Source organism: Paenibacillus thiaminolyticus (genome assembly GCF_003591545.1).
Lineage (GTDB): Bacteria > Bacillota > Bacilli > Paenibacillales > Paenibacillaceae > Paenibacillus_B > Paenibacillus_B thiaminolyticus_A.
Genome location: NZ_QYZD01000002.1, coordinates 437,435 through 462,909 on the forward strand (window position 1 = coordinate 437,435; position 25,475 = coordinate 462,909).

19 protein-coding genes are annotated in these 25,475 nt (G+C 52.1%); 5 read left to right on the forward strand and 14 right to left on the reverse strand.

Features of this window, described 5'->3' with window-relative positions; all coding sequences use genetic code 11:
• Positions 1-38: 38 nt before the first annotated feature.
• From DQX05_RS04905 to DQX05_RS04930, 6 genes are all read right to left on the reverse strand, one after another.
• Positions 39-1,145 carry an MDR/zinc-dependent alcohol dehydrogenase-like family protein gene (locus DQX05_RS04905; protein WP_119791460.1) on the reverse strand — a complete coding sequence of 369 codons (1,107 nt, stop codon included), beginning with the start codon at positions 1,143-1,145 and terminating at the stop codon, positions 39-41.
• 51 nt (positions 1,146-1,196) lie between these two features.
• Positions 1,197-2,294 carry an ABC transporter ATP-binding protein gene (locus DQX05_RS04910; RefSeq protein WP_119791383.1) on the reverse strand — a complete coding sequence of 366 codons (1,098 nt, stop codon included), beginning with the start codon at positions 2,292-2,294 and terminating at the stop codon, positions 1,197-1,199.
• A complete protein-coding gene (locus DQX05_RS04915; RefSeq protein WP_119791385.1) occupies positions 2,275-3,423 on the reverse strand; it encodes an ABC transporter ATP-binding protein in 1,149 nt (382 codons plus the stop codon). The genes DQX05_RS04910 and DQX05_RS04915 overlap by 20 nt, the downstream gene beginning before the upstream one ends.
• 23 nt (positions 3,424-3,446) lie before the next feature.
• Positions 3,447-4,268 carry a carbohydrate ABC transporter permease gene (locus DQX05_RS04920; RefSeq protein WP_119791387.1) on the reverse strand — a complete coding sequence of 274 codons (822 nt, stop codon included), beginning with the start codon at positions 4,266-4,268 and terminating at the stop codon, positions 3,447-3,449.
• A 10-nt stretch (positions 4,269-4,278) separates the two neighbouring features.
• Positions 4,279-5,244, reverse strand: coding sequence for a carbohydrate ABC transporter permease (locus tag DQX05_RS04925; protein WP_119791389.1), 966 nt, complete (start codon positions 5,242-5,244; stop codon positions 4,279-4,281).
• Positions 5,245-5,316: 72 nt separating this feature from the next.
• A complete protein-coding gene (locus tag DQX05_RS04930) occupies positions 5,317-6,738 on the reverse strand; it encodes an ABC transporter substrate-binding protein (protein ID WP_259391780.1) in 1,422 nt (473 codons plus the stop codon).
• A 336-nt stretch (positions 6,739-7,074) separates the two neighbouring features.
• On the opposite strand from DQX05_RS04930, the gene DQX05_RS04935 reads away from it, so the two are divergent.
• Positions 7,075-7,860: a DeoR/GlpR family DNA-binding transcription regulator gene (locus DQX05_RS04935; RefSeq protein WP_119791464.1), complete on the forward strand. Its 786-nt coding sequence runs from the start codon at positions 7,075-7,077 to the stop codon at positions 7,858-7,860.
• Positions 7,861-8,310: 450 nt separating this feature from the next.
• On the opposite strand, the gene DQX05_RS30540 is transcribed toward DQX05_RS04935, so the two are convergent.
• Genes DQX05_RS30540 through DQX05_RS04955 form a run of 5 tightly spaced genes read right to left on the reverse strand, consistent with a single transcriptional unit; the run spans position 8,311 to position 16,291 of the window.
• Positions 8,311-8,469: a hypothetical protein gene (locus DQX05_RS30540; protein WP_182914621.1), complete on the reverse strand. Its 159-nt coding sequence runs from the start codon at positions 8,467-8,469 to the stop codon at positions 8,311-8,313.
• Between the two features lie 60 nt (positions 8,470-8,529).
• On the reverse strand, positions 8,530-12,978 hold the full coding sequence (locus DQX05_RS04940) for a coiled-coil domain-containing protein (RefSeq protein ID WP_119791390.1): 4,449 nt from the start codon (positions 12,976-12,978) through the stop codon (positions 8,530-8,532).
• The gene (locus DQX05_RS04945; protein WP_119791392.1) at positions 12,956-13,735 is read right to left on the reverse strand and encodes a DUF6063 family protein; all 780 of its coding nucleotides are present in this window, start codon (positions 13,733-13,735) and stop codon (positions 12,956-12,958) included. The genes DQX05_RS04940 and DQX05_RS04945 overlap by 23 nt, the downstream gene beginning before the upstream one ends.
• On the reverse strand, positions 13,719-15,260 hold the full coding sequence (locus DQX05_RS04950) for a replicative DNA helicase (RefSeq protein ID WP_119791394.1): 1,542 nt from the start codon (positions 15,258-15,260) through the stop codon (positions 13,719-13,721). Before DQX05_RS04950 ends, DQX05_RS04945 begins: the two co-directional genes overlap by 17 nt.
• Complete coding sequence (locus DQX05_RS04955) at positions 15,233-16,291, reverse strand: Wadjet anti-phage system protein JetD domain-containing protein (RefSeq protein WP_119791396.1); 1,059 nt, start codon at positions 16,289-16,291, stop codon at positions 15,233-15,235. The genes DQX05_RS04950 and DQX05_RS04955 overlap by 28 nt, the downstream gene beginning before the upstream one ends.
• 191 nt (positions 16,292-16,482) lie before the next feature.
• On the opposite strand from DQX05_RS04955, the gene DQX05_RS30545 reads away from it, so the two are divergent.
• The 4 genes from DQX05_RS30545 to DQX05_RS30550 all read left to right on the forward strand — a co-directional run bounded on the left by DQX05_RS30545 (position 16,483) and on the right by DQX05_RS30550 (position 18,617).
• Positions 16,483-16,650, forward strand: coding sequence for a hypothetical protein (locus DQX05_RS30545; RefSeq protein WP_182914622.1), 168 nt, complete (start codon positions 16,483-16,485; stop codon positions 16,648-16,650).
• Between the two features lie 115 nt (positions 16,651-16,765).
• Positions 16,766-17,074, forward strand: coding sequence for a hypothetical protein (locus DQX05_RS04960; protein ID WP_119791398.1), 309 nt, complete (start codon positions 16,766-16,768; stop codon positions 17,072-17,074).
• Positions 17,067-17,672, forward strand: coding sequence for a hypothetical protein (locus DQX05_RS04965; RefSeq protein ID WP_119791400.1), 606 nt, complete (start codon positions 17,067-17,069; stop codon positions 17,670-17,672). Before DQX05_RS04960 ends, DQX05_RS04965 begins: the two co-directional genes overlap by 8 nt.
• Before the next feature lie 384 nt (positions 17,673-18,056).
• Entirely contained in the window at positions 18,057-18,617 is a 561-nt protein-coding gene (locus DQX05_RS30550) for a hypothetical protein (RefSeq protein WP_182914623.1), read from the forward strand.
• A 179-nt stretch (positions 18,618-18,796) separates the two neighbouring features.
• On the opposite strand, the gene DQX05_RS04980 is transcribed toward DQX05_RS30550, so the two are convergent.
• The 3 genes from DQX05_RS04980 to DQX05_RS04990 form a co-directional block, all read right to left on the reverse strand.
• The gene (locus DQX05_RS04980; RefSeq protein WP_119791404.1) at positions 18,797-19,912 is read right to left on the reverse strand and encodes a plasmid pRiA4b ORF-3 family protein; all 1,116 of its coding nucleotides are present in this window, start codon (positions 19,910-19,912) and stop codon (positions 18,797-18,799) included.
• 220 nt (positions 19,913-20,132) lie between these two features.
• Positions 20,133-21,032 (reverse strand): chitosanase, encoded by a 900-nt coding sequence (locus DQX05_RS04985; RefSeq protein ID WP_119791406.1) that lies wholly within the window; start codon positions 21,030-21,032, stop codon positions 20,133-20,135.
• 255 nt (positions 21,033-21,287) lie between these two features.
• Positions 21,288-25,475, reverse strand: a 4,188-nt coding sequence (locus DQX05_RS04990; RefSeq protein WP_147385152.1) for an amino acid adenylation domain-containing protein, incomplete at its 5' end; no start/stop codon positions are given.

The window sequence follows — 25,475 nt, forward strand, 5'->3', positions numbered from 1 at the left end:
TTCATGATTCATGATGGGAATTGGGCTTTCTTCGCTGACTAGGGGATGAGTACGACTTTCAACGATTGCGATCCGCTCTTCACCAGTTGAAATCCACGCTTGAACTGGTCCAGCGGCAGTTGATGCGTGACGATGCCCTCCGTGGGAAGATCCCCGTTGGCAATGCCCTTAATGACAGGCTCGTAGCAGTATGGCCCCAGATGCGAACCGAGCACATCCAGTTCTTTGCGGTCGCTGATAATGCTCCAGTCTACGGTTACGGGGTCAGTGAACACGCTGAATTCCACGAAGCGGCCGAGCTTGCGAATCAGGGCAAGCCCTTGCTCTACCGACTTCTGGGCACCGGTAGCTTCTATATAGATGTCGCAGCCATACCCGCCGGTCAGCTCCTTCACGATATACGCAACATCGTCCTTGCTCGGATTCAATACGAGATCGGCGCCGAACTGCTTGGCTAATTGCAGCCGCTCCTCGAACAAATCAAGAACGATCAGCTTCCCCGGACCCGATTTCTTAATCGCGCCGATCATCCCTAACCCAAGCGTTCCGGCTCCGGCCAACACGACGATATCCCCCAACTGAATCTGTGCGCGCTGCACCGCATGGTACGAGCAGGCAAAAGGTTCGATCAAAATCGCCTTCTCCAAAGGAAGATTGGCAGGCACCTTGTAATTGATCGCTTCCTTCGGCAGCTTCATATATTCGGCCATGCCGCCATTCACATTGTTCTGAAAGCCGTACAAGTCGTGCTTCTCGCACATCCAATACTGCCCCCGATTGCAGAATCGGCACTTCCAGCAAGGCACGATCTGTTCGGATATGACTCTGTTGCCAATGGCGAACCCCTCTACCCCGGGTCCAAGCGCTGCCACATGGCCGATGAATTCATGCCCCGGTATCATCGGCGCTTTAATGTAAGCGGGCTGAGTCTCGTCCCCCCAGAAGCTCGGAGCTCCTTCAAATGCCTTCAGATCCCCTGCGCATATCCCGCAGCCTTCTACCTTGATCAGAATCTCGCCTTCTCCGATCTCGGGAACCGGCACTTCTTCCAGCCGATAATCGCCGGGCGCATAAGCGACAATGGCTCTCATTGTCTTCGGAATGATGGCTTTCCTTTCCAACGTCTCGACCCATTCGTTCGTCATCATGGTTCTCCCCCTTCGATTCGCATGATCCGATTCCGTCAGAAGACCTGCTCAGATCCGGTTACCCGATTGCGGATCGAAGAGATGGATGCGATCCTCCCGGAATAACAGTCGGATCTCGTCCCCTGGCCGGTACACGGTATCCTGCATTGTAATCAGACTAAGCAGTTGCTCGCGAATGCGGATATGAATGCGGTTCTCCTCGCCCAGATGCTCGAAGATGCTTACACGGGCTGACAACGTGCAAGGAGAGTCCCCGTCAACCGGGTAAATATCGGTCGGACGAATGCCGAGGCGATAGGTCTCGGACGCTCTCACCCGCTGGATGTACTTGTCAGGTACAGGAAAGACCAGCTCGGAATCCTCGATCTGGAACTGAAGCCTATCCTGCGATTGCACCGTCTTCACATGGAACAAGTTCATCGGCGGCTCCCCGATAAATCCGGCAACAAATTCATTGACGGGGTGGTTGTATATCTCCAGCGGGGTGCCGTACTGTTGAAGCACTCCTTCATTAATAATGGCGATCCGATCGGCCAAGGCCATCGCCTCGGATTGATCGTGTGTGACGATGATGCTCGTTGTCTTCATTTCGGTATGCAACCGCTTGATTTCTGTCCTCATCGTCTGACGCATCTTGCCGTCGAGATGAGATAACGGCTCGTCCAGCAGCAGTACTCCGGGCCGTCTGACGATGGCTCTCGCGATATTGACCCGCTGCTTCTGGCCGCCGGATAATGCGGATGGCTTCATGGGCAGGAGATCCGTAATGTGGAGCAGCTCCGCAATCTGGCTAACCTCCTGCTTGATTTGACTTTCCGGTATTTTGCGGGCTCGCAGATTAAAGGCAATATTTTCGTAAATGGTCAACGGCGGATACAGCGCATAATTTTCAAAGGCCAGACCGACACCGCGCCTGCTTGGATGCAATCGGCTGACCGACTTGCCGCCGATCATAATGTCCCCCGACGAGATGTTCTCCAAGCCCGCAATCATACGCAATGTGGTTGATTTTCCGCAGCCCGACGGACCTAAGAGGGCAATAAATTCTCCGTCGCGGCAGATGAGATTGAGCGCTCGGACGGCGTGCACCTGCTTTTTATTTTTGGTGTACGCCTTGCACAAATCTTTAATGATGAGCTCCGCCATCCTTACGGCCCCCTTTCTCGCCAGAGCGTCCCAGGAAGCATCTCGTACTGGAATCGAAGAACAGAGCCTCCGCTGTGTTGAATGTCAGATAGATCGGCTCATCCATCGAACATTCCAGATCAGCCGGGGCTGTCAGTCGAATCTGCCGGCCGTTCCGTTCCACGGTAAGTATCACCTTGGCGCCCAGAGGTTCGAAGCTGTAGATTCGGGCTTCAAGCGCTCCTTCCGGATCTCCTTCGAAGGAGTAGGAGATATCTCGCGGGCGGAAGCCTACGCGGACAACCGTGCAACCCGCCTGATCTATCCGCTCTAACATGTCATCCGGAACGGAGAAGTGGTCGCTGTCCCCCAGGAGATTCAGATAAGCAGCTTCGGGTCTCCGTATGATATCCGCATCCAACAAATTGATCTCCGGCTCGCCGAATGCCTCCGCTACATATTCCGTGGCCGGCCGGTAATAGATATCATCAGGCTTGCCGACTTGTTCGATTCGGCCCTGATGAATGACCGCTATCCGATCGCCCAGACTAATCGCTTCGAGATAGTCATGCGTTACGTAAATGGTGGTTGTATTCAAGCTTTGCTGCATCTCCTTGAACTCGGCCCGCATCTGATGGCGCAGCTTGGCGTCCAGATGCGTCAACGGCTCGTCCATCAAGAACACCTCCGGCTTTCTTACGAGAGCCCGTCCCAACGACACCCGCTGCTGTTGACCGTTCGAGAGCTCCGAGGGAAGCCTCTCCAGCAGCCCGTCGATACGCAGAATACGCGCCACGCGTCGAACCTCCTCCCGGATGACGCTATCCGGCTCGAGGTATGTGGGGCTGCGCAAGGGGGAAGCCATATTATCGAACACCGTCAAGTGCGGATACAATGCATAGTTCTCGAATACCATAGCTACATTGCGCTCTTCCGGCTCCAGCGCATTGATAACGTTGCCGTTCATGCGGACAACCCCTTCGCTCGGCAAGACAATCCCGGCGATCACATTTAATAATGTCGTCTTGCCTGCTCCGGCCGGGCCGAATACGACAAAGAACTCTTTATCCTTCACCTCAAGCGATACATTGTTCAAAGCCGCTTTCCCTTTATAATTCATCGTAATATTTTCCAGTAAAATATCCGCCATCCGTTTCCCTCCTCGCAAGCTTCCTATCCCTTGACGGCTCCCATGCTCAATCCGCGAACCAGATGCTTCTGAATGAGCAGCGCCAGAACCACCTCAGGCAACGCGGACAAGGTAACGGCGGCCGCCATTTGCCCGTAGTGAACCGTATCCGAAGAAATATACTTTAATGAAGCCACCGTCGAAGTGACGATTCCCTGGCCCGCGAGAAGCAGCGCGAATGTAAAGTTGTTCCATACGAAAATGAATGACAGGAGTCCGGCAGCCACCATCCCCGGCTTGACTAGCGGCATCATGATCTTCATGAACACATGCCGCCAGGAGTATCCGTCCACTCTCCCCGCATGCTCGATCTCGGGCGAGATATCCTCGAAATACCCTCTGAGAATCCAGATGATGAACGGAAGCGAGATGAGTTGATACACCCATATCAATCCGAAATACGAATCATACAGTCCTATTTTCTGATAAATAAGGAACAGCGGCAGAATGACCAGCAGTTCAGGCGCGAAGCGGAAGGACAAAAAAGTGAAAGCCAAATTCTCCTTGCCTCTGAAATCGAATCGCGCCAGAGCGTATGCCGCCGGTACGCCGACGGCGATGGACAGCAGCACCGCCCCTACGCTGACGATTACGTTATTCACGAAGTAACCCAGGTACTCTCCCGTTGAAAAAAGCATCCGGTAATTTTCCAATGTGGGCGTAAACACGAAGACCGTATCGTACATTTCCCGATCGAACTTGAACGAGATCAGCAACATCCACAACAAGGGGAACAAGGCAAATGCCGCATAGAGAACGAGCGCTGAATTTTTCAACAAGCTTGTCAGTTTCTTTGTTATTTCCATCGTCACCCTCCTAATTGCCAGAGGCCCGTTGTTGCGCGCGGCTCCAATAACGGATCATATAATGGCTCGCCACATAGACGAAGATCCATAGAATCACCATATAGGGCAGGGAACTCCCCATTTCCTTATAGATAAATGCTTCATTATAAGCCGCAAGCGGCAGCGTCATGAGCGTATCGCCGGGTCCGCCGCGGGTTAAGGCGAAAATAATAGAGAATTCCTGAAGCGATATCATCATGCGGAATAACAGCGCAATGAAGAGTAGAGGCTTAATCATCGGCAATGTCAATGTCTTGAAGGTGAACCACGCTGAGCCTCCGTCTATCATCGCTGACTCAAATGGCGCCTTGGGCAAGGAACGAAGACCTGCCAATACGAGAATGATAACGAACGGCGTATATACCCATACGTCAATCAAGACGACAGAGAACATGGCTGTAGCCGGATCGGCCCCCCACAAAAAATCGGTCACTCCAATGGCACGGAGCCAGCGGCTGATCACGCCTACGGAAGAGTTCGTCATCAGCTGCCAGATGAGCGTGGCCACGACCGGCGCAATCATTAACGGGAAGATAAGCACCATCCGCAACGCCCGCGACAACATATTGTCCCGATTCAACATCAGCGCAATTGCCATTCCAAGAAGCATTTCAATCGCGGTTGCAAAAAACGCATACTGCCCGGTCACCGATACGCTGTGCCAGAACGACGGATCACGAAACATTCTCGTCCAGTTCTCCAATCCTACGAAGGAAGCGTCCGGATATTTAAACGAATAATTCGTCAGCGAATAATACACGGAAGTAAAAAAAGGGATAAGAATGCCGATGGTCAGAAGCAGCGCCGGCGCCAGGATGAGGTACGGGCGCGCCTTTCTTCTCCATGGTATGTTGATCGCATTGGCAGCGTTGTTGTGTTCTGCCGAATCAGCATGCGGCACCGCCGGGGCCTCCCGATACTTGTCGACCGAGCTCATGAGAGCCCTCCTTTCATTAAGACATCAGAAGCAAGACAGTTGATGGTCCCTCTGATCTCTGAGGCCCTCCGCTTACTCTGCCGTTCGAATCCTCGCTACGCGCTTATTGATGTCTTCAGCCAGCTTCTTCATCCGCTCTTCCGCCGGCGCTTGCCCCGTGACGATATCCTGAAACGCAGCCGCCCATTCGGTCGTAGTGTTGAAAAATTCCGGTTGCGGCGTAAATTTAATCGATGTGTGATCAATAATGGTCTTGAACGTGGCCTCATAACCTTCGAACATAGAAATACGATCAATGAACTCCGGATTGTCCCATACCGATTGACGGACCGGGTTAACGACGCTCGCCTGGATCGCGCCCCACAGTGTATGTTCTTTGCCGGAGAAATATTGCATGAAGAGCCATGCCGCCTCCTTCCGCTTCGAGGAACTGTTCATGGCAATGGACCAGATCCATTCATTCGACCCCACATCCTGCCCGATCTTCATGGCGGGCGGCGGGGCGAACGCGATATTGCCTGATTCCGCGGATGCGCCTTCCTGACCCTGGAATATACCGAAAATATCCGCGTCAAATGCCATGGCTGCTTTCCCCGCCCCGATATCGGTGGACACTTGATACCATGTATAGTTCGTCCAATCCTTCGGCCCTGCTTTGTTCACCAATTCCGCAAATTTCTTCGTTACCTCAATCGATTCGGGACTGTCCAGTCTGGACACCAGCTTCCCGGATTCAACCGCGAAGTCTTGCGCGCCATTCAGGCTGAACGCGGTCATATAGCCGGGATGGATCGTGGCCCAGGAACGGGTGCCCCGAACGGCGATGCCATATGAGCCATCACCGTTCCAACCGTTCAATTGCGAGGCGGTGTCGATCAATTCATCGAATGTTGCGGGCGGCTTCAAATTTTCATGAGCGAGCGCTTTCTTGTTATACAGCAGAACACTCGCTTCGAAGCCGAGCGGCAGCGCCCACAAGCTGCCCGTTCCGACAGGATGCCCCGGCTTCCGGTCCCAGCGGACGCCGTCCAAAATTCCCTTGTAGATATCATCGAGATCGTATTCCGGGTCCGTCATTTCCTTATCTTCCAAATATTCATCCAGGGACTGAACATAATCCGCCGGAGCGTATTCCCACAATTGGTAGGATCCCGTCATGAAGACATCCGGGTTGCCGTTGCGGGAATTCAATGCCGTCGTGAGCTTATCGAAATAGTTCTCCTCCGGCGTAACGGAATACTTCACGGCGATGCCCGTCTTGGCTTCAAATTCAGATAGTCTCTGTATGATCGCTTCAGCATACGGATGCTGATTCAGCATCACTTGAATCTCATGGCCATCGAATTGCTTCCAACTGAACTCTGTGCCAGAGGCTCGCTTCTCGGCCTCAGGGGGCTTTGCCGTCGTGGTTCCTGCGTTATCGCCCGCCGATGAGCATGCGGCAGACATGAATAAGACAAGCACCAACAACCAGAGCCCCATCATTCTTAACATTTTGTTCACGATTACTCCCCCGATCTTGAAAATGAAACCGTTGTCAAACTTTCATTGACGAGAAATAAGAATAAGCTACAAAACATCGACATGTTTTCCTGAACTTTTCTTCCTAGGCCCCACCTTCATTTCTTGTTTTATTTACACATATCCTATCATTTATTTTCGTTTTGTCAATTTCATTTTCGTTATTATTTTCGTATTTTTCCGTTTATTATTTATTGCTGTTTTGGTTTTTCATTTCAGCGCAGTTTTATTTGAACAATTCGGTTTTGTTTGTTATGATGGGCACAAGCTAATACAACAACCTTGAAAAGGTGATCTCAATTGGAGAAGATGTTTCCTGCGGAAAGAAAAAGTAAAATTTTAGAGTACTTGAAAAAGAAGCAACGCGCTACGGTGAAGGAATTGTCCAGCCTCGTTGCCGTGTCGGAGGCAACGCTGCGAAGCGATCTTCAAATGATGGAAGAGGAAGGATTGCTGCAACGCACCCATGGCGGCGCCATGATTGCAGAAGACATGCAAACGGACACCGCCTTCGCCGTGCGGGAGAAGCGAAATAACGAAGAAAAATCGGCCATCGGAAGCAATGCGGCCATGCTGCCGCAAGACGGTCAGTGTATCCTGCTCGATGCAAGCTCCACTGCGCTGGAGATGGCCAAAGCTCTCACAAGCAGGCAGATCCGCCTTACCGTCGTAACTAATGGAATCTACTCGGCTCTCGAACTGAAAGAAAATCCGAATTTCACGGTTATTGTGGTTGGTGGTGTCATCCGAGCCGGTTCCGTTGGTCTGGAAGGCATGTTGGGGAGTTCCGTTTTGAGCCAGATCCATATTGATACGATGTATACTTCCGCTCACGGGTTTACATTGGAAGACGGAATGATGGACTTCAACGTCTATGAAGTTGACCTGAAGCGGGCCATGGTACAGGCTTCCTCTCAAGTCGTCGGGCTTCTGGATCACACGAAGCTTGGGAAGCGCTCGATATCTTCGTTCGCGAGCGCCCGGGACATCGGAACCATTATTACGGATTCCCACGCGTCGCAAAGCTTTATCGATCAATTACAGCAACACAAAATAAAAGTAGACATCGTCCCGCCGGCTGTATATACGAACTAAAATGAAACGGCGGCCGCCGTCTTCCCCTGCGGGTGCGCGCTTTGCTCGGCCTTCCCTGCCCCGGACATCGGTTACCTTTGGGTCCGCTTATTCCTCTGTTCCCCTACCCGGCCATGCGTTTTTTTGCGTTCCGTTGCATCGTTCCGGGTTCGTTCCGGGTCGCCCAGATCGCAACAAGGGGCTGTCCCATAAGCAGATTTAGCTACTTGGAGACAGCCCCGCCCCGCTTTTCGCAACGCGACTTGGTGACTTGCCGACAATACTGCGAAAATACAGTATTCCTTTGTGACATTTCCTCCACTGCCTAAATTGCTGCGAAACTGCAGGAAATTGAAGCCATGCTAATGGATGGAAGGTAAAAATCAGCAAAAATGATGCACTTTTGCAGGAATTGCATCAGATCGCGGCTTAAACAGCGTAAATTCCTGCACAAATGCAGGATTCGCTGCCTTAGCCATCTTCCACCGGCATCCCCCAGCTCATCCCACAGCGCATCCCCAGCTCGTTCCGCCGCTCGTCCCACAGCGCATCCCCAGCTCGTTCCGCAGCTCGTTCCGCACCACCCTTTCCCGCCTCTACCTTCTGTTGTCCCGTCTTGGCCTGCATCATGATTCAATGCTTATGGAACAATCCCTTGTCTCTTCCAAGGGCAGCAATGGCCATCCGTGCTCAGAACAATTCCATCTGCGTGACGTGCGAGTCGATCCGTTCGAGCGCAACCGGGTCATTGTCCCGGAAATAGGCCGTCTGGATCGCCTGCACCGCCTCGATAATCTGCTTGCCGGAGTCTGCCGCATGACGCAGACGGCAGCTATAGACAATCGGGAAATAATCTTGGAGGAATTTGCCTTCCACATGGGCGGTCAAGGCGATAATCTGGAAGCCAAGCTGCTCGGCGATGAAGAACACCGGGCTTAATACATGATCGCTGGAAGCCTTGCCGAACGGATTGTCCAGAATCACTGTGCGATGCCGCTTCATCTGTGCCTGAATGAACTGCTTGCGTTCCGCGATATAATTCAGCAGCCCGAGGAACAAGGTCATGTTCTTGCTCCATTTCTCGCCGCCCGACCAGCGGTTGGACTGCTCCCACGAGAAGGCGGCGCGCGTAATCTGCTGATCATTCGTTACTTTGCGGCAAGCGACCTTCATCCCTTCGCCCTGCATAACGATCTGAAGCAGCTGCCGCGAATCGAGCCACTTCTCCAGGTCTTTGCGAATCAGCGCTTGCTGCTCCTGCCAATCTGGCTGATCTTGTTCATCGGCATAACGCTCCAGCTTCGTCATGATCCAATCCATATGCTTGCGGATGCGCTCCTTACCGTCCTGCTCGTCCCATTCCGCCAACGTGAAGCTGTAGATTTCCTTCCATCCCTCCGCCGATTTGACCCGGGTCTTCTTCGGAATCTCCTTCAGTTCCTGAACGATAAGCTTCAGATGGGAATGAACATGCACGATGAACTGCTGCAGAGCCCGATCATGCGTCTGCAGGTTCTGTTCCATGATGTGAATGGCCGTTCGAATGCCCTTCTCCATCGATTGCTGGAATTCCACGAGCTCGGAGAATTGCTCCTTCGATTCGATGCCTTGAATCGTCATATACCGCAGCTTCGTATCCTGGACGGAGTGAATGCAATAATCCTTCATCCGGGTTCGGCCCTCCTTGACCGACCGTTGCTCCTTCTCCACGCGCGCCTGCCTGTCCTTCAGCTTGTCGATGCAGTGATCGGCATAGCGAGAGAGCTTATAGGGGAATTCCGTCCGATCCGCTTCTCCGATTATCGCGGCCTGCAGCCGCACATCTTCCAGAGCGAACACAATCAAGTGCTTGTTCCAGACGTTCAGCACCCGCTCCATCTCATCCAGACGCTTGCGGTTGACCTTCTGCTGACGAGTAATCTGCTCCGCTTCGTCCGTCAGCCGCTGCTCCTCGTCCCGCAGCTTATCCTGAACCGAACGGAGCGGTTCGGCGAACCGTTCGGGCTCGGTATCCGGGAACTCCTCTCCGAACTGCTGCCGCAGCTTGAGGCATGCTCCTTCCTTCGCCTGCATCTCACCCCGCGTCCGGGCATACTCTCCCTCGATCCGCTTCAACTGGTGCCGCAGCTCTTCAATACGTGACCAGAGCTGCTCTTGGCGCTCAATGACATCTAGCGGAAGCGGCATTTCCAGGGCGATCCCCTTATGCTCCGTGCGCAGTTGTTCCATCAACCGATTGCTTTCCGCCACCCTCTCCCGCTCGCTGGCAAGCGCCGATTCGAGCTGGGTCTGCTCCTGCATAACCTGATGACGTTCCAGTTCCAGCCGCTTCCGTTCCGCCTTCAGTTCCTCGATCGTAGCTTGGCAGGACAGCGTGGCATATTCCCGCACTTTCCGGTAGTCCTCGTCTTGCTTCAGCACTTCGAGGCGGAGCCCCGTCTCCCGCTGTTGCCCCTGAATCGCCTGCAGCTCTTCTTGCACCAGCCGTTCCGCTCTCTCTTCCTGCTCCCGCTGATTGCCCAATAGTTCAAGCTGATTCCGGACAGGAGCAAGCTCTTCTTCCAGCTTGCTTGCTTCATTGCCAAGCAGCGTATACCGATGGCCCTGCTGGAGCTGATACTGCAATTGTTGAATTCGGCTTCCTATTTCTTCGAGCGCTCTGCGCCGCTGCTCGGCAGTCCGGCGATTGACCTCCAGTTCATGCTCGAGCCGCTCAAGCTCACGCGCCCGTTCCAGCTTCAGCTCCTGGAGCGTCAGTCTTCTCTGTTCCTCTTCCTGCTGAGCCGCTAGCGGATATTTCACGAAGAAAGCCTGGAACCGCGTCTGCGCCGACTGCCATTCCTGTAACGATTGCTCCGATCGTTCCCGTTCCTGCTTCGCTTGCTCCGCCTGCCGGGCAAGCTCGGACTTCCACTCTTCATAGGCGTCCGCCTCTTCATTGCTTAACCAATGCTGCGGCACGATCCAGGATGAGGAAGGTGATTGCGGCTCCCCCGTTCCTTGAAGCATATCCGCCGCCTCCTGCGCGCCGAGGACGCGAATCGGGAATGCGAAGCTCCCGCTCGCCTGCCGGAGGCGCTGCTGCAATGATTCCTTCTCATGCATCGTCGTAATCAGCGTGACGGCCCACAGCTGATCCGCACGGCTGGCCTGCTCTCCCTTACTCTCTGCGGACAGGCCGCGTATATAATCCGTTCCCAATTGCAGCAACGAATATTGATGGCTCCATTGCTCGCATAATTTGGCCACGACAGCATCGGCGAAAAATAACGGCTGCTGCCCATGATCATCGACAAAGCGGTAAGCCAGCCGCTCTTGCATCAGCAGCCGCTGCTTCTGCTGCCGGCAGCGCTCGATGCCTTCCGCCAGTTGCTCCTGAATAGTGGATTCCTTTTCATATAAGGATGAATATTTGTCCCATGCGGGACGGAGGCGGCACAGCTCTTGCTTCAATTCCTCCAGATCGGATTGGTGGCGTTCATGCTGCGACATTAGCTTCGCCAGTTCTTCCCCCACGCGGCGGCTATCCGCACTCACTTCTCTGCGCTTCTGCTCCTTATACACTGCTTCCTCTTCCAGCCGCTTCATCTCCTGCATCAGAGTCATCCGGCTCTGATCCAACTGCCGCTCTTCCTCCATCCAGAGCGGAAGCTGCTGTTCCACCTTTTCCAGTTGCGGATTCGCCAGCAGGCTGTTCGCGATATCCTTCTGATGATCCCGCCTTGCTTGAATCCCGGCTGTCTTCTCCGCGATGGATCGCTCCGCTTGCAAGCGTTCCTCAGCCAACTGGCGCAGACTCCCCCGTATCGCCTCTAACTGTTCCATGAGCTGCCTATGACGCCGCTCGAACAAGCTGCGCTGTTCCTCAAGCGTCTGTTCCTTCACATCGTACAAGTAGCGAAGCTGTCCGCTGTTGCGCTCCCAATGCTCTTCCAGCTTGCGTTCATCCTCAGTAAGGGATAACCGTTCCAACTGCACGCCGAGTTGGATAACCTTCGCCTCGGCTGCCAGACATCTGTCGCGGATCTCGGCATACTGCAGTGAATAATATTGATGCTCGGCATCGTGCAAGCGCTCTCTGATCTGTTCTGCTTCATCCTCGACCAGATTCAGCTTCTCCGCAATCGCCTCTTGCTCCTGAATCTCCCGCGCGATGAGGTATGATTTTTGCTTGCGCCGCAGAAGCTTGCTTCTCTCGCCATGTTCCCCGGCCTGAAGTTGAAGCTGAAGGCGTTCCTTCTCGACCGCCTGCTGCAGCTCGACAGTGGATTGCCAATACGCTTTCGCCTCTTGCCGGGCCTCCTGATACTTCCTTTCTTCCCGATCCAGACGTTCAAACAGCGTGACATAGTTGTTCAATTCTTGCTGAATCCGCCGATTCTCGTCGATCTGTTCGGTTAACTGCTTATATCTCTTGAACTCCTCCCGGTGCTTCTCGAATATGCGGGCAAATCTCCCCTGTTCATATCCTTCGATCGACTGCTCCACGGCCGGAATGAGCAGACGATCAAACAATTGCTTCGTCGTCTTGCATTCATCGAAGAACTGTTCGATCCCGCCCTCTGTATCGTTAATCCGCGTGATGGCCTCCCACTCGCCCGTAATAATCTGATATTGCTGCTCAAGATATGCCTTATACTCCTTAATCGTAGGGAACGTCTTCGCATGAAGCGAGTGCCGATGCGTCATCATCTGGTAATAGTCATGAATCTCGCCCTTGTCCGCCGGACGGGACTTCCCCATATGAACCTTCGCGAACGGGATGTTCTCCAGCCGATGTTCATCATGCTCGCCATATTCATACACATAGCGGTAGGAATCAATGCCGTTGCCGGACTGGAACAGGGTGACGCAAGTGACCAAATATCTGCGGTACGGCTTGTCCGTCAAAATCCATTCGATCGCGATATGCGCGGGACCGCTGTCCAACTGCAGCGTATCCTTCACCTTGCGTCCGGCGAGATCCTCATGAGGAAGCACCGCCTGGATCGCAGTCTGGATAAATACAGTCTTCCCGCCGCCATTTTCCAATATAACCGCGCCATTATGGCCATGGAACTGGAACGTAACATCGTTATATCGCTTATTCCCGCCTTCGTATAACACATGCGTAAATCTAATCTTGGCTATGGATGGCACCGGTTCTCTCCTCCTCCTGAGTGAAATGGGCCTGACGATCTTCTTCGAACTGATATAGAAATTGCAATATGCCGCGATTATACTGCAGCTCCATGAAATAGCGCTGAACGATAATTCGGGTCTTCTCCGTCATCGCCAGTTCATTCTCCCCGACTTCCTCCGCAAGCTTCTCCGCCAGCAGGAGTCGCTTCACCGTATCCATGAAGCTGAAGCGGCTGATCGTATTCCCGCTTTGGCGCTTAGCCGTCTCCTTAATATCATCCATAGCGTCCCATTTCTCGATAATGGCCGTCCAATTATAGGAGAATTGCTTCTCGTACTCTCTCAACTCCTCAGGATCATGCTCCTTCAGTCCGTCTATCCGCTCCTGAACAAGCAACAGCCAATCTTCCACCCGGATAAAATCTCTTGTCGGCTCCATGCTGAGATAGCTGTTATAGAACGCTCCGACAAACACGATGATAGCTACATACATTAGGTATAAATCCGCGTTGACGGCTTGCCCTCGCATGTACGTTCTTTTTAAATATTCATTGGACACATGGAAGGGAGACAAGCGAACGAGCGGAATGAGGAACAACTGATCGCCTGCCGTCAAGGTTAAGCAATCGACCTCTCTTGCGAATTGATCGACAAGCCCCCTCACCCCGTCATCGGCCAAATACTGCTGCAATCCTTCCCGCTCCACCACCCCGCTTCGGGCCAACTCCGCATACAGCCGGAATGCCCGCATGACAACCTCATTCTGGTAATGCATCGTCTCTTCCTCCTAATGTCAACGTCAGATCCATCTCCTGAATCGAGAAGCGCGCATTGACCTCGATAACCTGTCCCGCTTCCTCTACGATAAGCGTATGCTTGCCCAAGAGCCGGATCGCCTCCTTCATCCCGGTTGGCTTGGACTCATCCGTATTCTCCCGTCCCGCTTGAACCGGACTCCGCTGATGCAGAATCAGCCAGAAATCATAAAATGCCCGCATAGAAAGCCAATCGCGCGTCTCTTCACGCTGATCGCATGCTTCAATGACTTCCGACAGACGAATCGTCTGCCCTTCCTCCAGCCGGACCAGAAGTTCTTCCATAATGGACTTGAACAAGCGGCCCCGCCAGTGAACGAACGCTCCCGCTTCCTGACCTTCGGCCGGCTCCAGAAATCCTTCCTCGCGATGCTCCTCTTCCCCGTCCGCCGTAATGTTCTGTTCCGCAAATACCGTCAGCGGCGACCAGCATGCGAACTGCTCCAGACCAAGAAACGGCGATAGCACGCCCCTCGCCGCTTCCCATGGCAATGGAGTCCCGAGCAGGAGATTCACGATATCCTGATCAAAATTGAAAGAATCCATTCCCGTATAATAAAGAGACTCTTTGGCGGCATGCAGCGCGCCATTTTTCAATTCAATACTTTGCTGCAGCAATAGGGTATGCTCCGTATGAACCTTCTCCAATTCCGCGGATATCCGCAAAATATATTCGTACGCATGATGCTCCTTCATCTGCAGCGTATCCGAATAGATTCGTTCCTTCGTCTCTTTGACGAAGCTGCGAAGCTCTTCGAATTCTTCATTTTCCCGCTGCAGGCGAGAATAGATATCTTCGAGAAGGGCGCCGTATTTCTTCAACGTGTCTTCCGATACGATACTTCGCTTAATCTCATGCCCCAGCTTGCTCATGCGCTCTTGGAGCGACTCCACATCGACGCGCATTTCATTGATTTGCCGCAGCGCCCCCTGGAACTCCCCCTTCTCCAATTGCTTGCGCAGCACAAGCTGATGAATAGAGAGCTGGAACTCCATATAGAATTCTTTGGTCGCAAATACGAGCTCCAGCCCGTCGTCATCCAGCGCATAATACTGCGTGTTCGTCTTGCTGTCGAAGGAATTGGCCTTCAAGATCGAGGTATAGGCCGTATCCTGTTGTCGCGTCTCCCAATTAAAGAAAGTGAAGGATCGCCTCTTGCCTGAGGACGGCCGAAACACTTGAATGATCGTTCTGGCCAATTCTTCGAACGCTGCATCATCCAGCTTAACCGCATCGGCTGCCGTCTCTTGCAAAAACTTCGCCAAATCTTTCACGCTTGCTCTCGGATTGCGCATGAGCTTCTGCTCGAAGAAGAACAGCAGCGTCAACAGCCCCATCTCCATCATCTCAATCGGTTCTCCGTTGCGATCGGATTTTCTCTGGCGCTGCAGTTCGAAGAGCGGATCGAACAAAGCCAGCTTCGCCATTCGTTCCTGAAAGCCGACTACCATCTGAGTTACGTCAACGGTTCCCACGGTTCCCATGTAGCCTCCTTCCCGATCTGCTGCAGTTGTTGAGCGGATAATGTCTCTTGCGGGTAATAATGCCCGCTCGTCAAGCTCCTTGCCATTCGTTCCCGCTCGGCTGGAGCGAAGAACATACCGAATTGATGCAAGGCTGATGCGGCAGGCCGTTGACTGGTCTTCCCGGGCACGGCCTGCTTCTCCAGGCAGGCTCTATAAAAAGGAAGAGCAGGAATCATTGGAATCTTCCGGGACAGATTGCTCCAAATGAGGATACCCGCATAATCGATATCGCCGAAATAGTAAAAGCGGTGCGCTCCCGAAGCAGCAGGATACTGCTGCGCGAACATGTCGATATTACCGACGATTTTGTTCCCGCATCCATAAATAAGCGTGTGGAAGATCGTCTCGGACAGAGCAGGCAGCAGCGCCAGGAACGTCGTCTTGTTCTCCACGACAAGATGGGTGTGCGGTTCTTCACGGCCGGGGTGAACACCTCGGGATGGATTCACGGCGAACATCACCGGATCCGGGGATGAGTTGAGCTTCAGCTTGTCAAGCAGACCAATCCGTTCCAACAGGGCTTGGCCGTCCTTCTCCTTAATCCACTTCTCGTCGCCGACTAACGCGAAGCTTCTCTCCGGCGAAGCGGCGCTATCTGCTGGCAGACCGTATCTCTGCAAATAGCGATCGATTTTCATAATATAGGGCAGATCCGAATCAAGAATAGATTCCCCCAGCATGAAATAACGATCTAGCGAGATCAAAGGATGAAGCTCCAGCCGCAATTGATGGAGCCGCTGCTGCAAGCCGGATCGCAACTGGGCGGCATGAATTCGATAGCGATAGGCGACATGCGGCGGCCTCGGGTTCCTGCCTGCCGATCGGATCGCTTCCAGCAACCCCGACTGTTCCAGATCAAGGATAGCTGCCGCAAAATCCTCATAGGTGAGGAACATGCCTTCTGCCGCACGCTCCAACTGCTCCGTATACACGGTTGCCCTTCTCAAGCTGCGTATATATTCAACAAGCATCTCCTTCATGTCTATCATTGTCGACTCCCGTTCCTGATTTGTAGATTATTGTATGTATTCATTATAAGACGGATACGAGCACCAAGTCCTCGTAAATGCAAATATTTTTTGAGGTTTCGACATTTTCCGTCTTTATCCTACACCTTCCCTAATTTAGGTAAAATAGATGCATAAGGGTCCGTCGAAATGAAAAGTTGGAGGTTATTCGTATGACTGCAGCTACAAACACTGAAATCGTTGCGGAACGAGATATCGAACTTAACGAAGAAAACATTAGATTAGGGTTCCAGACGCTTAACAACTTATTTAAAGAGAATCCATATATGAGAGATCTCCTCTGGAAATCCCTAGAAAAGTTTTTCGAAAGGAGCGGATGAAGACATCTACGATTATCTGGAGGACATTTTTGGGGAAAACACGGGGCTAGCTATCGGCAGCTTTCTGACAGATCGCAATTATGATGAGTACATAACAGAAAACCGCGAATATTTTATGGCCTTGAAGAACAGCTTCTATTTTGATTTTTATTGTTATTTTAGATCTCTTATTGATTCGCCTTTATCCTTGACTGGATTTGCTCCAGCATCTCATCATTCTAAGGTGATACGAATCACAAGAGCGGATAGACAATATTTTGATGTTGAATTAAATGAAAAAAATATCATTTCCATGATTACGAATTTTAAGGTCTACCTGGAATCTTATTTTGAAAAATCAGACTTTGACGAAGGAAAACGGAAGCAAATAGAAACCTTGGCTGATCAATTAAAAACATTTGCCACAGGTGATGATCATGAATAGCTCTGGCCGTGCCGAAGCAAAAAAACAGTTTAAAGTTTATCAAAACGACACTTTTCCCGTCATCCCCTCATGGCCAAAAAAATTAGAATTCAATTATAATCAAATGGACCAACAAGCCTTTGAAGACCTTAAATATAATCCATTCCATGAAATTATAGCAGGGTATTCGCAAATCGCTCCAAGCAAGCATGATCAGAAAGATGGTGATGGCATGAGCAACGACTTGGGAAGATATGTCGACAGACTGGACATCGACCTCAGAGAGTGGGAACAACGTCTTTCTAAGGACGCTGCCGAACGAGAATCAAGGCTGCACCAGCAAATAATAGAACAGGATAAAAGATACAGAGAAGAAATGAAAGCAATTGAAGAAAGGAACGAAAAGTTATTTTCCCGCATCTCAGAAGAGATCAAGGGGCTGCGTTCCGATGTAAAAGAATCGAACAGCCAAATGCGGCAGGAAATTAACCGGGCGGTTGATAAAATCGACTCGATGAAAAAACATACGAAAGTCCTTGTTATCACAACCATTTTTGGTCTTTTGGCTACCGTTGTTGCTGTAGCTACACTAGCTATCCAGGCTATATCCTCGAAATAAAGCTCCTATTTCAGGGGCTTTATTTTTTGGCTACAATCAATATACATGCTTATCTACTACCGGCAGGAGAGAAGATATTCCGATGAACAACATGAATGACAGAAGTAAGGAATTATTGAAGCAAGCACACGTATATGCCTAGGAGTTGTCCAAGCATCCGATATTGTCCCGCTACTGGGACAAGCTCTCGCTCGTTGTCAAAGGCAACGTGTCCCGCGGCAACTGCGACGAGTATTCGGATACTGACTTCGTTTTCTTCTGTGATGAGGTTATTCGCGAGGATATCGTGAGGGGATACCTGGAAGCTGGCTTGATCACACGAGAGGACGGCGTTTTTCTGCCTATCGCGGATTGGGCGGGTCATTATCATGTGAGACGTTCGCTATGCTGAAGGGATACTTCTTTGAGAACAATTACCCGCCAGTATGGGAGTTCCAGCAGGCCATTCCGATTCATGACAGCGGCTCTCGCTTCCAAGACATGATGATTGCCCGGCTATCCGCTTCGTATCTTCAAGCTTCCATAGACGCCATCAAGGGCAAGTACCTGGACCTGCAGCTTACGCTCGATTGGATGCGGCATCCGCTCAAGCGCGGCGATACCATCGCCACAAGCCTGCACTGCACCACATCTGACAGTTTCAATTATTCCCCTTGTTCCAACACCCCCGAGTCACCTCCACCACCAGCTCAGCTGCGCAATCACATTCAGGAACCGCTCTCTTTCTTCCTTCGCCACCAGCCCTTCAAGCAGCACATCCTATACACGGCAGCGGCATTCGTTGTCACCACGCTACTGGAGCAGAAGCTGGCCAAGCCCGGGCTGGACGGAGGCGGAGAAGCTGTACGCTTATCCATGCACCGCATGATGCGTCCCGAACGGCTGCCCGCAGAGCGGATCGAGGCGATTATCGACCAGCATTTGCAGGGCCTATGCACACCTTGACTCGCATGAAGCCCGCTCTCTGACGCGCTGCTTGAGGGCGGGCAACGCTTTATTGGCCTCTTCCTTACCTGCCGGTCATCTCCCGATTCCGTCCCATGCGGCCTGGTGTCCGAGCGCACAAATAAGCCCGCCATCCCTCTTCACGAGCGAGGCGGGCCCTGTCTTGTTTCCTGATTTGATTATTTCCATCTTATGTCGTCATACAGATCCATCATCACTTCATGAACGCCCCAGCCGAAGCCCGCTGCGTTCCATGCCGCGGCCTCTATCCGCTCCTTATATTCATGGAATAGCTCGGCGGTCTCATGTTCATTCAAGATATCGATGACATCTTCATACATCGACATCAGCTGGTCATAGAACCGTGCATCGATATCACCATACGTATTCGAGAACAAGACGGATAGTTCAACATAGACGAGCTTCAACTCCAGCGTATGCTTGACGCTGCCGGTCAATTTCTTGAACTCGGCGATCGCGTTTTTGGCTTCTTGAAGCCGCAGCTTCGCGTGACCGCGCTCAGGGAAAAACTCCTGCTTGATCTTATCCTGATATTCGTGAAAAAGCGACTCCACCGCCTCTTTTCCGATCAACCGGGCAGCGAGAAAACGCTGCATATCCTTGCTCGCGCTATAGCCGTCCTTTACCAGCTCCATCAGCTCTTCCCGGCTCATCTGCTTCAAGCGCTTGTTCAATCCGGCCTTCGTTAGCTTCACCGGCTGCTTCCGGCGTGATTGGGGAACCAGCTTGCTGCCCTGCTCCCGCAACTCTGCATTCACCTCATCACAGGAAAAATGCTCAGGATCGTATCCTTCCGTCAACCAGTCCTTGAACATAGCATGCTGATCATGTCTGGGGTCTGATAATGCCTCCGCCATATGACAATAAGCCGGCACACCACCCACATCTTCCGGCGGACAGCTGCGCTCTCCTTCCAGACAGAGCGGGAGCAAGCCGGCCGACTCCTCTGTCTGTATGCTCATCACCGTAATCGTATGTTCCCATCCGTCGCCGAAATCATACAAATAGGTGAAAGCCGTCTTCTCCCGATTCACATGCTGTTCGACCGTCTCTTTTCGCGCATTGAGCTGTCTTCCTTCATCTGGAAAATTCGGGTCCGGCAGGCTGATTCTTGTTGAACCGAGCCGGAACTCATACAAATGATAATTTTCCCAGCCCATGACGGTTTGAATGATATTGTGCAACTGGTCAAACGTAACGTCTGCATGAAACTGAAACTGACGCCATATTTTCGGGGTGATGTCATTTAGTTCAATCTGGCATATGTACATCATCGAACCGTTCCTCCTTGAAGTTGTCGCAAAGTGTAGGGCTATCGTTGCAGCAGATAAAAAATTAGTAGCTCCATTATAACAGAAGGAACGTTCATATACTTAGTGCGATATGTCAGCAGGCCGAACCAAGACCGCCGTTAATATTCAAATAATACAACCGAATTCAAGCGTTCAGCAGAAAATCCCGGGTCCGACGCAATGCGGACGCGGGAATGATGACTCACTTCATTTTCCAACTAGTGACTTTGACAACCGCATCGTCGGCGTTCTTGAGACCCGCCTTCCCCATATCCCACAGCTGGCTCCATTGCTTCACGCGGTTCTTCCCATTTGGCGGTTGATTGTAGTCATTGGTGTCTACGATTTTTGTGCGCTCGGCATAAAATTTCTTCATAAATGTCTTCTCGTCGCTACTTTTGCCTGAGCGTGACAAAACGCCTTCAAGCGTTCCGGAACCGCCTGTAGCGCCCTGATTCAATGCCGTATCGACAAAGGAACCGATGGTCAGAGCGGAATTGAAGCCGCGTTGACGCGCTTGTTGGACGCTGTATTTGATGTAAACTTTGTAGAAGGTTTGCCAGATTGCCTCTCTCCATGCATCATTGTTTTGTAATTTATTGATTTTGCCGCAAAACACTTTTTCGCTATCCTTTATTTTTAATATCGAACCGTTCATCGACCCGTTAACGCCAATGCGTGCCAGACCGCCTTCCACCGAAGGATTGGCCGCTCCGCTGGCTGCGTCGAATTCCTTGAACAGAGCCGGGCCATCCGGATGTTTGTCGTTGGATCCCCCTGTAGTGGCTCCGAATATGCCGATCGTATAGCCGCGGTCATCGCCAATGTCCTCACAATAACCATAGTACTTGGTCCAATCGAGCGAGTCCTGCTCAGGTTTGTTGATGAGCTTCATAATATTGTCCCACTGTTCGCCATCAAGCCCCGTATTGGCACGAAGAAATTTAAGCGTCTTCGGTGAAAAGTTTTCGTCGTGAGAGCTTGCGGCAGAAGCCTTCGATGGGAGCAGAGCACTTATGCTGGACAAGGAAACAAGAAGAGAAAATGAGAGCAGAGCGACCAATAATTTTGTCGTTTTTTTGGCTGGCTTAGCATTTGTCATACCAAAAGCACCTCCTGAATAATGGGGTTATTGCGAAGCCTTCATCTCCTTTCCGCCTAGATAGACAATTGAGTCAATGTGAATTTTAGCTGCAGGTAAGCCTACAGCATGCCACCCTCTGAATATTATGAAATTACGATGGGGTTGATTCTTATTTTGTGAAATATGGGGAAAACCGGGAGAACGCAATCCCCCGGCTTCCGCCAAATTGATGAAAAGATATCTGAATTCAACAAAGAATACTCCTTGTTGCTTTTACTGTATTTCTCGATGGAGTATGTCTCTGACAACAGACCCGTTCCTGCTTGCTTCTTCGCCTTCCAGCATCTGTTCGTGCTTCCCGCTGCCTTGGTACAGTATTTGGTCTCCGGCAGTCCATGGCTTCCAGTAACATTGCTCCGACGACTCTTCAACACTTTCCGATTGAATCAAATGAATGCGGGCCTGAATTCGCCCATCCGTCGCGACGCTGTCAACCCATGACTTATATTGGGTAATATTCCGGAGCACTTCCTCTACATCCGCTTCAGGCACATGAGCGATAAAGCGCGAGATTTCGTCCTGCAGCGACTCTGCATACGCTGCCTGATCCGCAGCTTGAAGCGCGCTCTTCCTCGGATAAGAGTCCAGCAGAATGAGATGAGCGACTTCCCGCCCTTCGCTCTCCAGTTGTTTCGCCACTTCGAACGCCAAATTTCCTCCTGCCGAGTAGCCTAACAGATGGAGCGCTCCTTGAGGCTGCAGAGTCTGGATTCTGTTCGTATAATGCCGGATCACGTCTTCCGCTTCGATAAAGTCAAATGCATAAATCGCGGCAGTCTCTTGCAGCTCCTCCGCCATTCTCATGAACACTTGCCCATACCCTACAATCGGCGGGAAGCAGAACAAGGATAATCCGTTGTCCGGATTCCACACAGATACTTCATTGTCTTCAACCTTGCTTCCCCGTGCTTCAAAATATTGCGCCAATTCCGACACGGTCGTATAGGCAAAAGCATCGCGAAGGGAAATGTCCAGCTTCAGTTTTCGCCGAATCTTCCCGGTCACCTGAATCAGCTTCAACGACTGCCCGCCGATCTCGAAGAAATCATCCTCAATTCCAACGCGCTCTATGCCTAACACCTCCTGCCACAGGTCGGCAAGCGCTTGCTCCAACGCATTCCTAGGAGCCGCATAACTAGCTTGTTGAACTACAGGCATCGTGATCTGCTGCTTTGCCAGCGTCGCGCGATCAACCTTGCCGTTGGCTGTCAGCGGAAGCTTTTCAAGCTGATGGAAGCGGGACGGAATCATATAGTCCGGCAGCTGCCAACGCAATTGTTCCCGCAAGCCTGTCATGTCCACTTGACCTTCGGCCGCTACAAAAGCGCACAAATCCAGTACACCCTGGGCATCCGGTATGGCTAATACAGCCGCCTCCGTGATTTTTTCAATTTGCCTCAGCCCCGATTCGATCTCTCCCAGCTCAACCCGGTAACCCCGGATCTTCACTTGATGATCGCTGCGGCCCAAGTACTCGATCGTTCCATCCGCCAGTACGCGGCCCCGATCTCTCGTCAAGTACAACCGCTGGTTCGAGGCAAATGGTTGGCTCGCGAATCTCTCCTCCGTCTCATTCGGCAGGTTCACATAGCCCCGGCTCACTCCGTGTCCGCCAATCGCGATTTCTCCTACAACACCCATCGGAACCGGTCTTCCTGCAGAGTCGACGATATAAACCTGTTCACCCGCTATCGGCCGTCCTAACACCGGTCGGTTCCGGAAGAATTGGAACTGCTCGAAATCCATCCTCATGGCAATGGACCCGATCGTCGTCTCTGTCGGCCCATAATGCTGCATCACATGGGCACGCTCATGCTTGGCAAAGAAAAGCTCCACATCCGCGCAGTTGATTGATTCCCCGCCGAGCACGACCAAGCGGATACAGCCGTTGACCGAATGCTCGGCAAAACGATGACTTCTCACAAGGAGGCCGAACAGGGACGGCGTCATTTTGACGTAAGTGATTCTTTCCCGGATAAGGTACTCCAGCAACTTTTCCGGATCCATGTAGGTATCTTTGCCCGGCAAGTGCAGCGCCGCCCCGGACAATAAAGCTGAAAATACGGCCGTATATCCCAGGTCAAAGGCGAAGGAGGAAACAAGGGCCGTGCGATCTTCCTCCACAATGCCAGCTTCTTCGATAAACCATTCCGCATAGGCCGCCACATTGCGATGCATGACTTTAACGCCCTTGGGCTTCCCGGTGCTTCCCGATGTATAAATCACGTAAGCCAAATTGTCCAGGCTCCGGCTTGCTTCCATCCGCCCCGTGCCGACATCCGACGATCTTGCAGGAAGCCGATCCAGGCTCAGGCACTCTACCGGTAATTGCAGACGAGACTCCCATTCGCTCATCGTCAACAGCAAGGCAGCTCCCGAATTCTCCAGCATATATGTCACCCGATCTGAATTCGTGTCGGGATCGATCGGAAGGTAGGCTCCGCCGGCTTTCCATATCGCGAGCACCCCGACGATCATTTCCGGCGATGGCGGCAGGAAGAGTCCGACGATCCGATCCGGGCCTACGCCTCTGTCCCGTAACAACTCCGCGACATGCTCTGCTTGTTCGTCCAACTCCTTATAAGTCAACCGTCGCTCCCCGGAGATGACGGCGTACCGTTCTGGCGTTCTGGCAGCCTGCTCCGCATACCATCGATCCAGAGTGCGTCCGGCACTCATATCCAGCCATGCGCCTTGTGAATAGGCTTGCATCCGCTGCCGTTCCTCTTCGTTCAGCAACGGCAAATCCGCGAGCCGCTGCTTCGGATCCGAGACGACCGATTCCAAAAGCACTTTAAAATACGATGCCCATTGTTCAATCGTTGTGCGGGCAAACAGATCCGCAGCGTATGCGAAAGTGAGGCTCATGCCTTTTTCATGCTCAATGACGGTTAGCGTGAGATCGAACTTCGCAGTGTGCTCTTCGTACGGATAAGGAGACAACCGGACATGCTCCAACTCCATTGGTTCTTGCTCTGTATTTTGCAGGACGAGCATGACATCAAAGAGAGGGCTGCGGCTCATGTCCCGCCGGCTGACGACCTTCTCCACCAGATCTTCGAATGGATAGTCTTGATGGACGAACGCATCAAGCGCGCTCTCCTTCACTTCCCGCAAATAGCTTACAAATTCTTTTTCGCCGGCCGGGTATGTGCGAAGTGCCAGTGTATTGACAAACATGCCCAGCATATCGGCAAGATCTGCATGCGGTCTGCCTGCAATCGGCGAGCCGAGAATGATATCGTCCTGACCGCTGAGACGCGACAGCAGCGTACTGTACGTCGCCAACAGCAGCATATATAAGGTAGTCCCTGTATGTTGCGCCAGCTTTGTTATTTCTCCGGTCAGACAGGAGTCCAATTCCAGGTGTACCCTGCCTCCGGCAAAGCTGCGTACCGACGGTCTCGGGTAGTCCAATGGCAATTCCAATACCGGAAGCTCTCCTGCGTATTTCCCCAGCCAATACGCTTCCTGTTTTTTGTAACCATCCATCGTCATATATCGGCCGTGCCAAGTGCTGTAATCTTTATATTGAAGTCGTGGGGACGGCATGGACTCGCCGGAGTACAGCTTCCCGAACTCCTTGATCAATATACTCATCGATACGCCATCCGAAATAATGTGATGCATGTCGAACAGCAGCAGGTGCTGCTCTTCTTGCAAGCGTATCAGTCCCACGCGGAGCAGCGGAGCGCGGGTCAGATCGAACGGGAAGTAGAACGCGCGAATCGCTTTGCTCGCATCCTCTTCGTCCTTTGATTCCGTATATGAAACGGCGAATTCCACCGTATCATGTATGATCTGAACGGGACTGCCTTCCACCATCTCAAAAGATGTACGGAGCACCTCATGCCGCCTAATCAAGCCCTGAAGCGCCTCATTAATGCGATCCCGATTCACCGGCCCTTCCAACCGGAAGATGTTCGGCATGTTGTACGCCTGTTCTTCTCCTTGAAGCTGCTGCAATACATACATCCGTTTTTGGGCAGAGGATAACGGATAGTAATCCTGATTCGGTGCAGGAAGCAAACCTTCATACGGTGAACCCGCGGATGATTCGATGACTTGGCTCATCCGTTCGAGAGTAGGAGACTGAAACACATCATGCAGCTTGATTTGCGCGTTCAGCTTTTGATGAATCCGCGAGACCAGCGTCATTGCTCGCAAGGAATGGCCGCCAAGTTCAAAGAAATCATCATTCAGACCTACCTGCTGAACCCCTAACACGTCCTGCCATAGCATCGCGAGCCTAATTTCCGTTAATGTCCGCGGCGGCATGAATTCATTGCACGATACAGCGGTCTCTTCCGGCTCCGGCAGCGCATTCCGATCCAGCTTGCCATTTTTAGTGAGCGGAAGTTCCGACAGATGCACGAAATGCGCAGGAACCATATATTCAGG

What these genes read in the sequence shown, in the direction of transcription:
- DQX05_RS04905 (WP_119791460.1), bottom strand. Translation starts at nt 1,145, where the DNA reads ATGACGAACGAATGGGTCGAGACGTTGGAAAGGAAAGCCATCATTCCG.
- DQX05_RS04910 (WP_119791383.1), bottom strand. Translation starts at nt 2,294, where the DNA reads ATGGCGGAGCTCATCATTAAAGATTTGTGCAAGGCGTACACCAAAAAT.
- DQX05_RS04915 (WP_119791385.1), bottom strand. Translation starts at nt 3,423, where the DNA reads ATGGCGGATATTTTACTGGAAAATATTACGATGAATTATAAAGGGAAA.
- DQX05_RS04920 (WP_119791387.1), bottom strand. Translation starts at nt 4,268, where the DNA reads ATGGAAATAACAAAGAAACTGACAAGCTTGTTGAAAAATTCAGCGCTC.
- DQX05_RS04925 (WP_119791389.1), bottom strand. Translation starts at nt 5,244, where the DNA reads ATGAGCTCGGTCGACAAGTATCGGGAGGCCCCGGCGGTGCCGCATGCT.
- DQX05_RS04930 (WP_259391780.1), bottom strand. Translation starts at nt 6,738, where the DNA reads ATGTTAAGAATGATGGGGCTCTGGTTGTTGGTGCTTGTCTTATTCATG.
- DQX05_RS04935 (WP_119791464.1), top strand. Translation starts at nt 7,075, where the DNA reads ATGTTTCCTGCGGAAAGAAAAAGTAAAATTTTAGAGTACTTGAAAAAG.
- DQX05_RS30540 (WP_182914621.1), bottom strand. Translation starts at nt 8,469, where the DNA reads ATGATGCAGGCCAAGACGGGACAACAGAAGGTAGAGGCGGGAAAGGGT.
- DQX05_RS04945 (WP_119791392.1), bottom strand. Translation starts at nt 13,735, where the DNA reads ATGCATTACCAGAATGAGGTTGTCATGCGGGCATTCCGGCTGTATGCG.
- DQX05_RS04950 (WP_119791394.1), bottom strand. Translation starts at nt 15,260, where the DNA reads ATGGGAACCGTGGGAACCGTTGACGTAACTCAGATGGTAGTCGGCTTT.
- DQX05_RS04955 (WP_119791396.1), bottom strand. Translation starts at nt 16,291, where the DNA reads ATGATAGACATGAAGGAGATGCTTGTTGAATATATACGCAGCTTGAGA.
- DQX05_RS30545 (WP_182914622.1), top strand. Translation starts at nt 16,483, where the DNA reads ATGACTGCAGCTACAAACACTGAAATCGTTGCGGAACGAGATATCGAA.
- DQX05_RS04960 (WP_119791398.1), top strand. Translation starts at nt 16,766, where the DNA reads ATGGCCTTGAAGAACAGCTTCTATTTTGATTTTTATTGTTATTTTAGA.
- DQX05_RS04965 (WP_119791400.1), top strand. Translation starts at nt 17,067, where the DNA reads ATGAATAGCTCTGGCCGTGCCGAAGCAAAAAAACAGTTTAAAGTTTAT.
- DQX05_RS30550 (WP_182914623.1), top strand. Translation starts at nt 18,057, where the DNA reads ATGCTGAAGGGATACTTCTTTGAGAACAATTACCCGCCAGTATGGGAG.
- DQX05_RS04980 (WP_119791404.1), bottom strand. Translation starts at nt 19,912, where the DNA reads ATGATGTACATATGCCAGATTGAACTAAATGACATCACCCCGAAAATA.
- DQX05_RS04985 (WP_119791406.1), bottom strand. Translation starts at nt 21,032, where the DNA reads ATGACAAATGCTAAGCCAGCCAAAAAAACGACAAAATTATTGGTCGCT.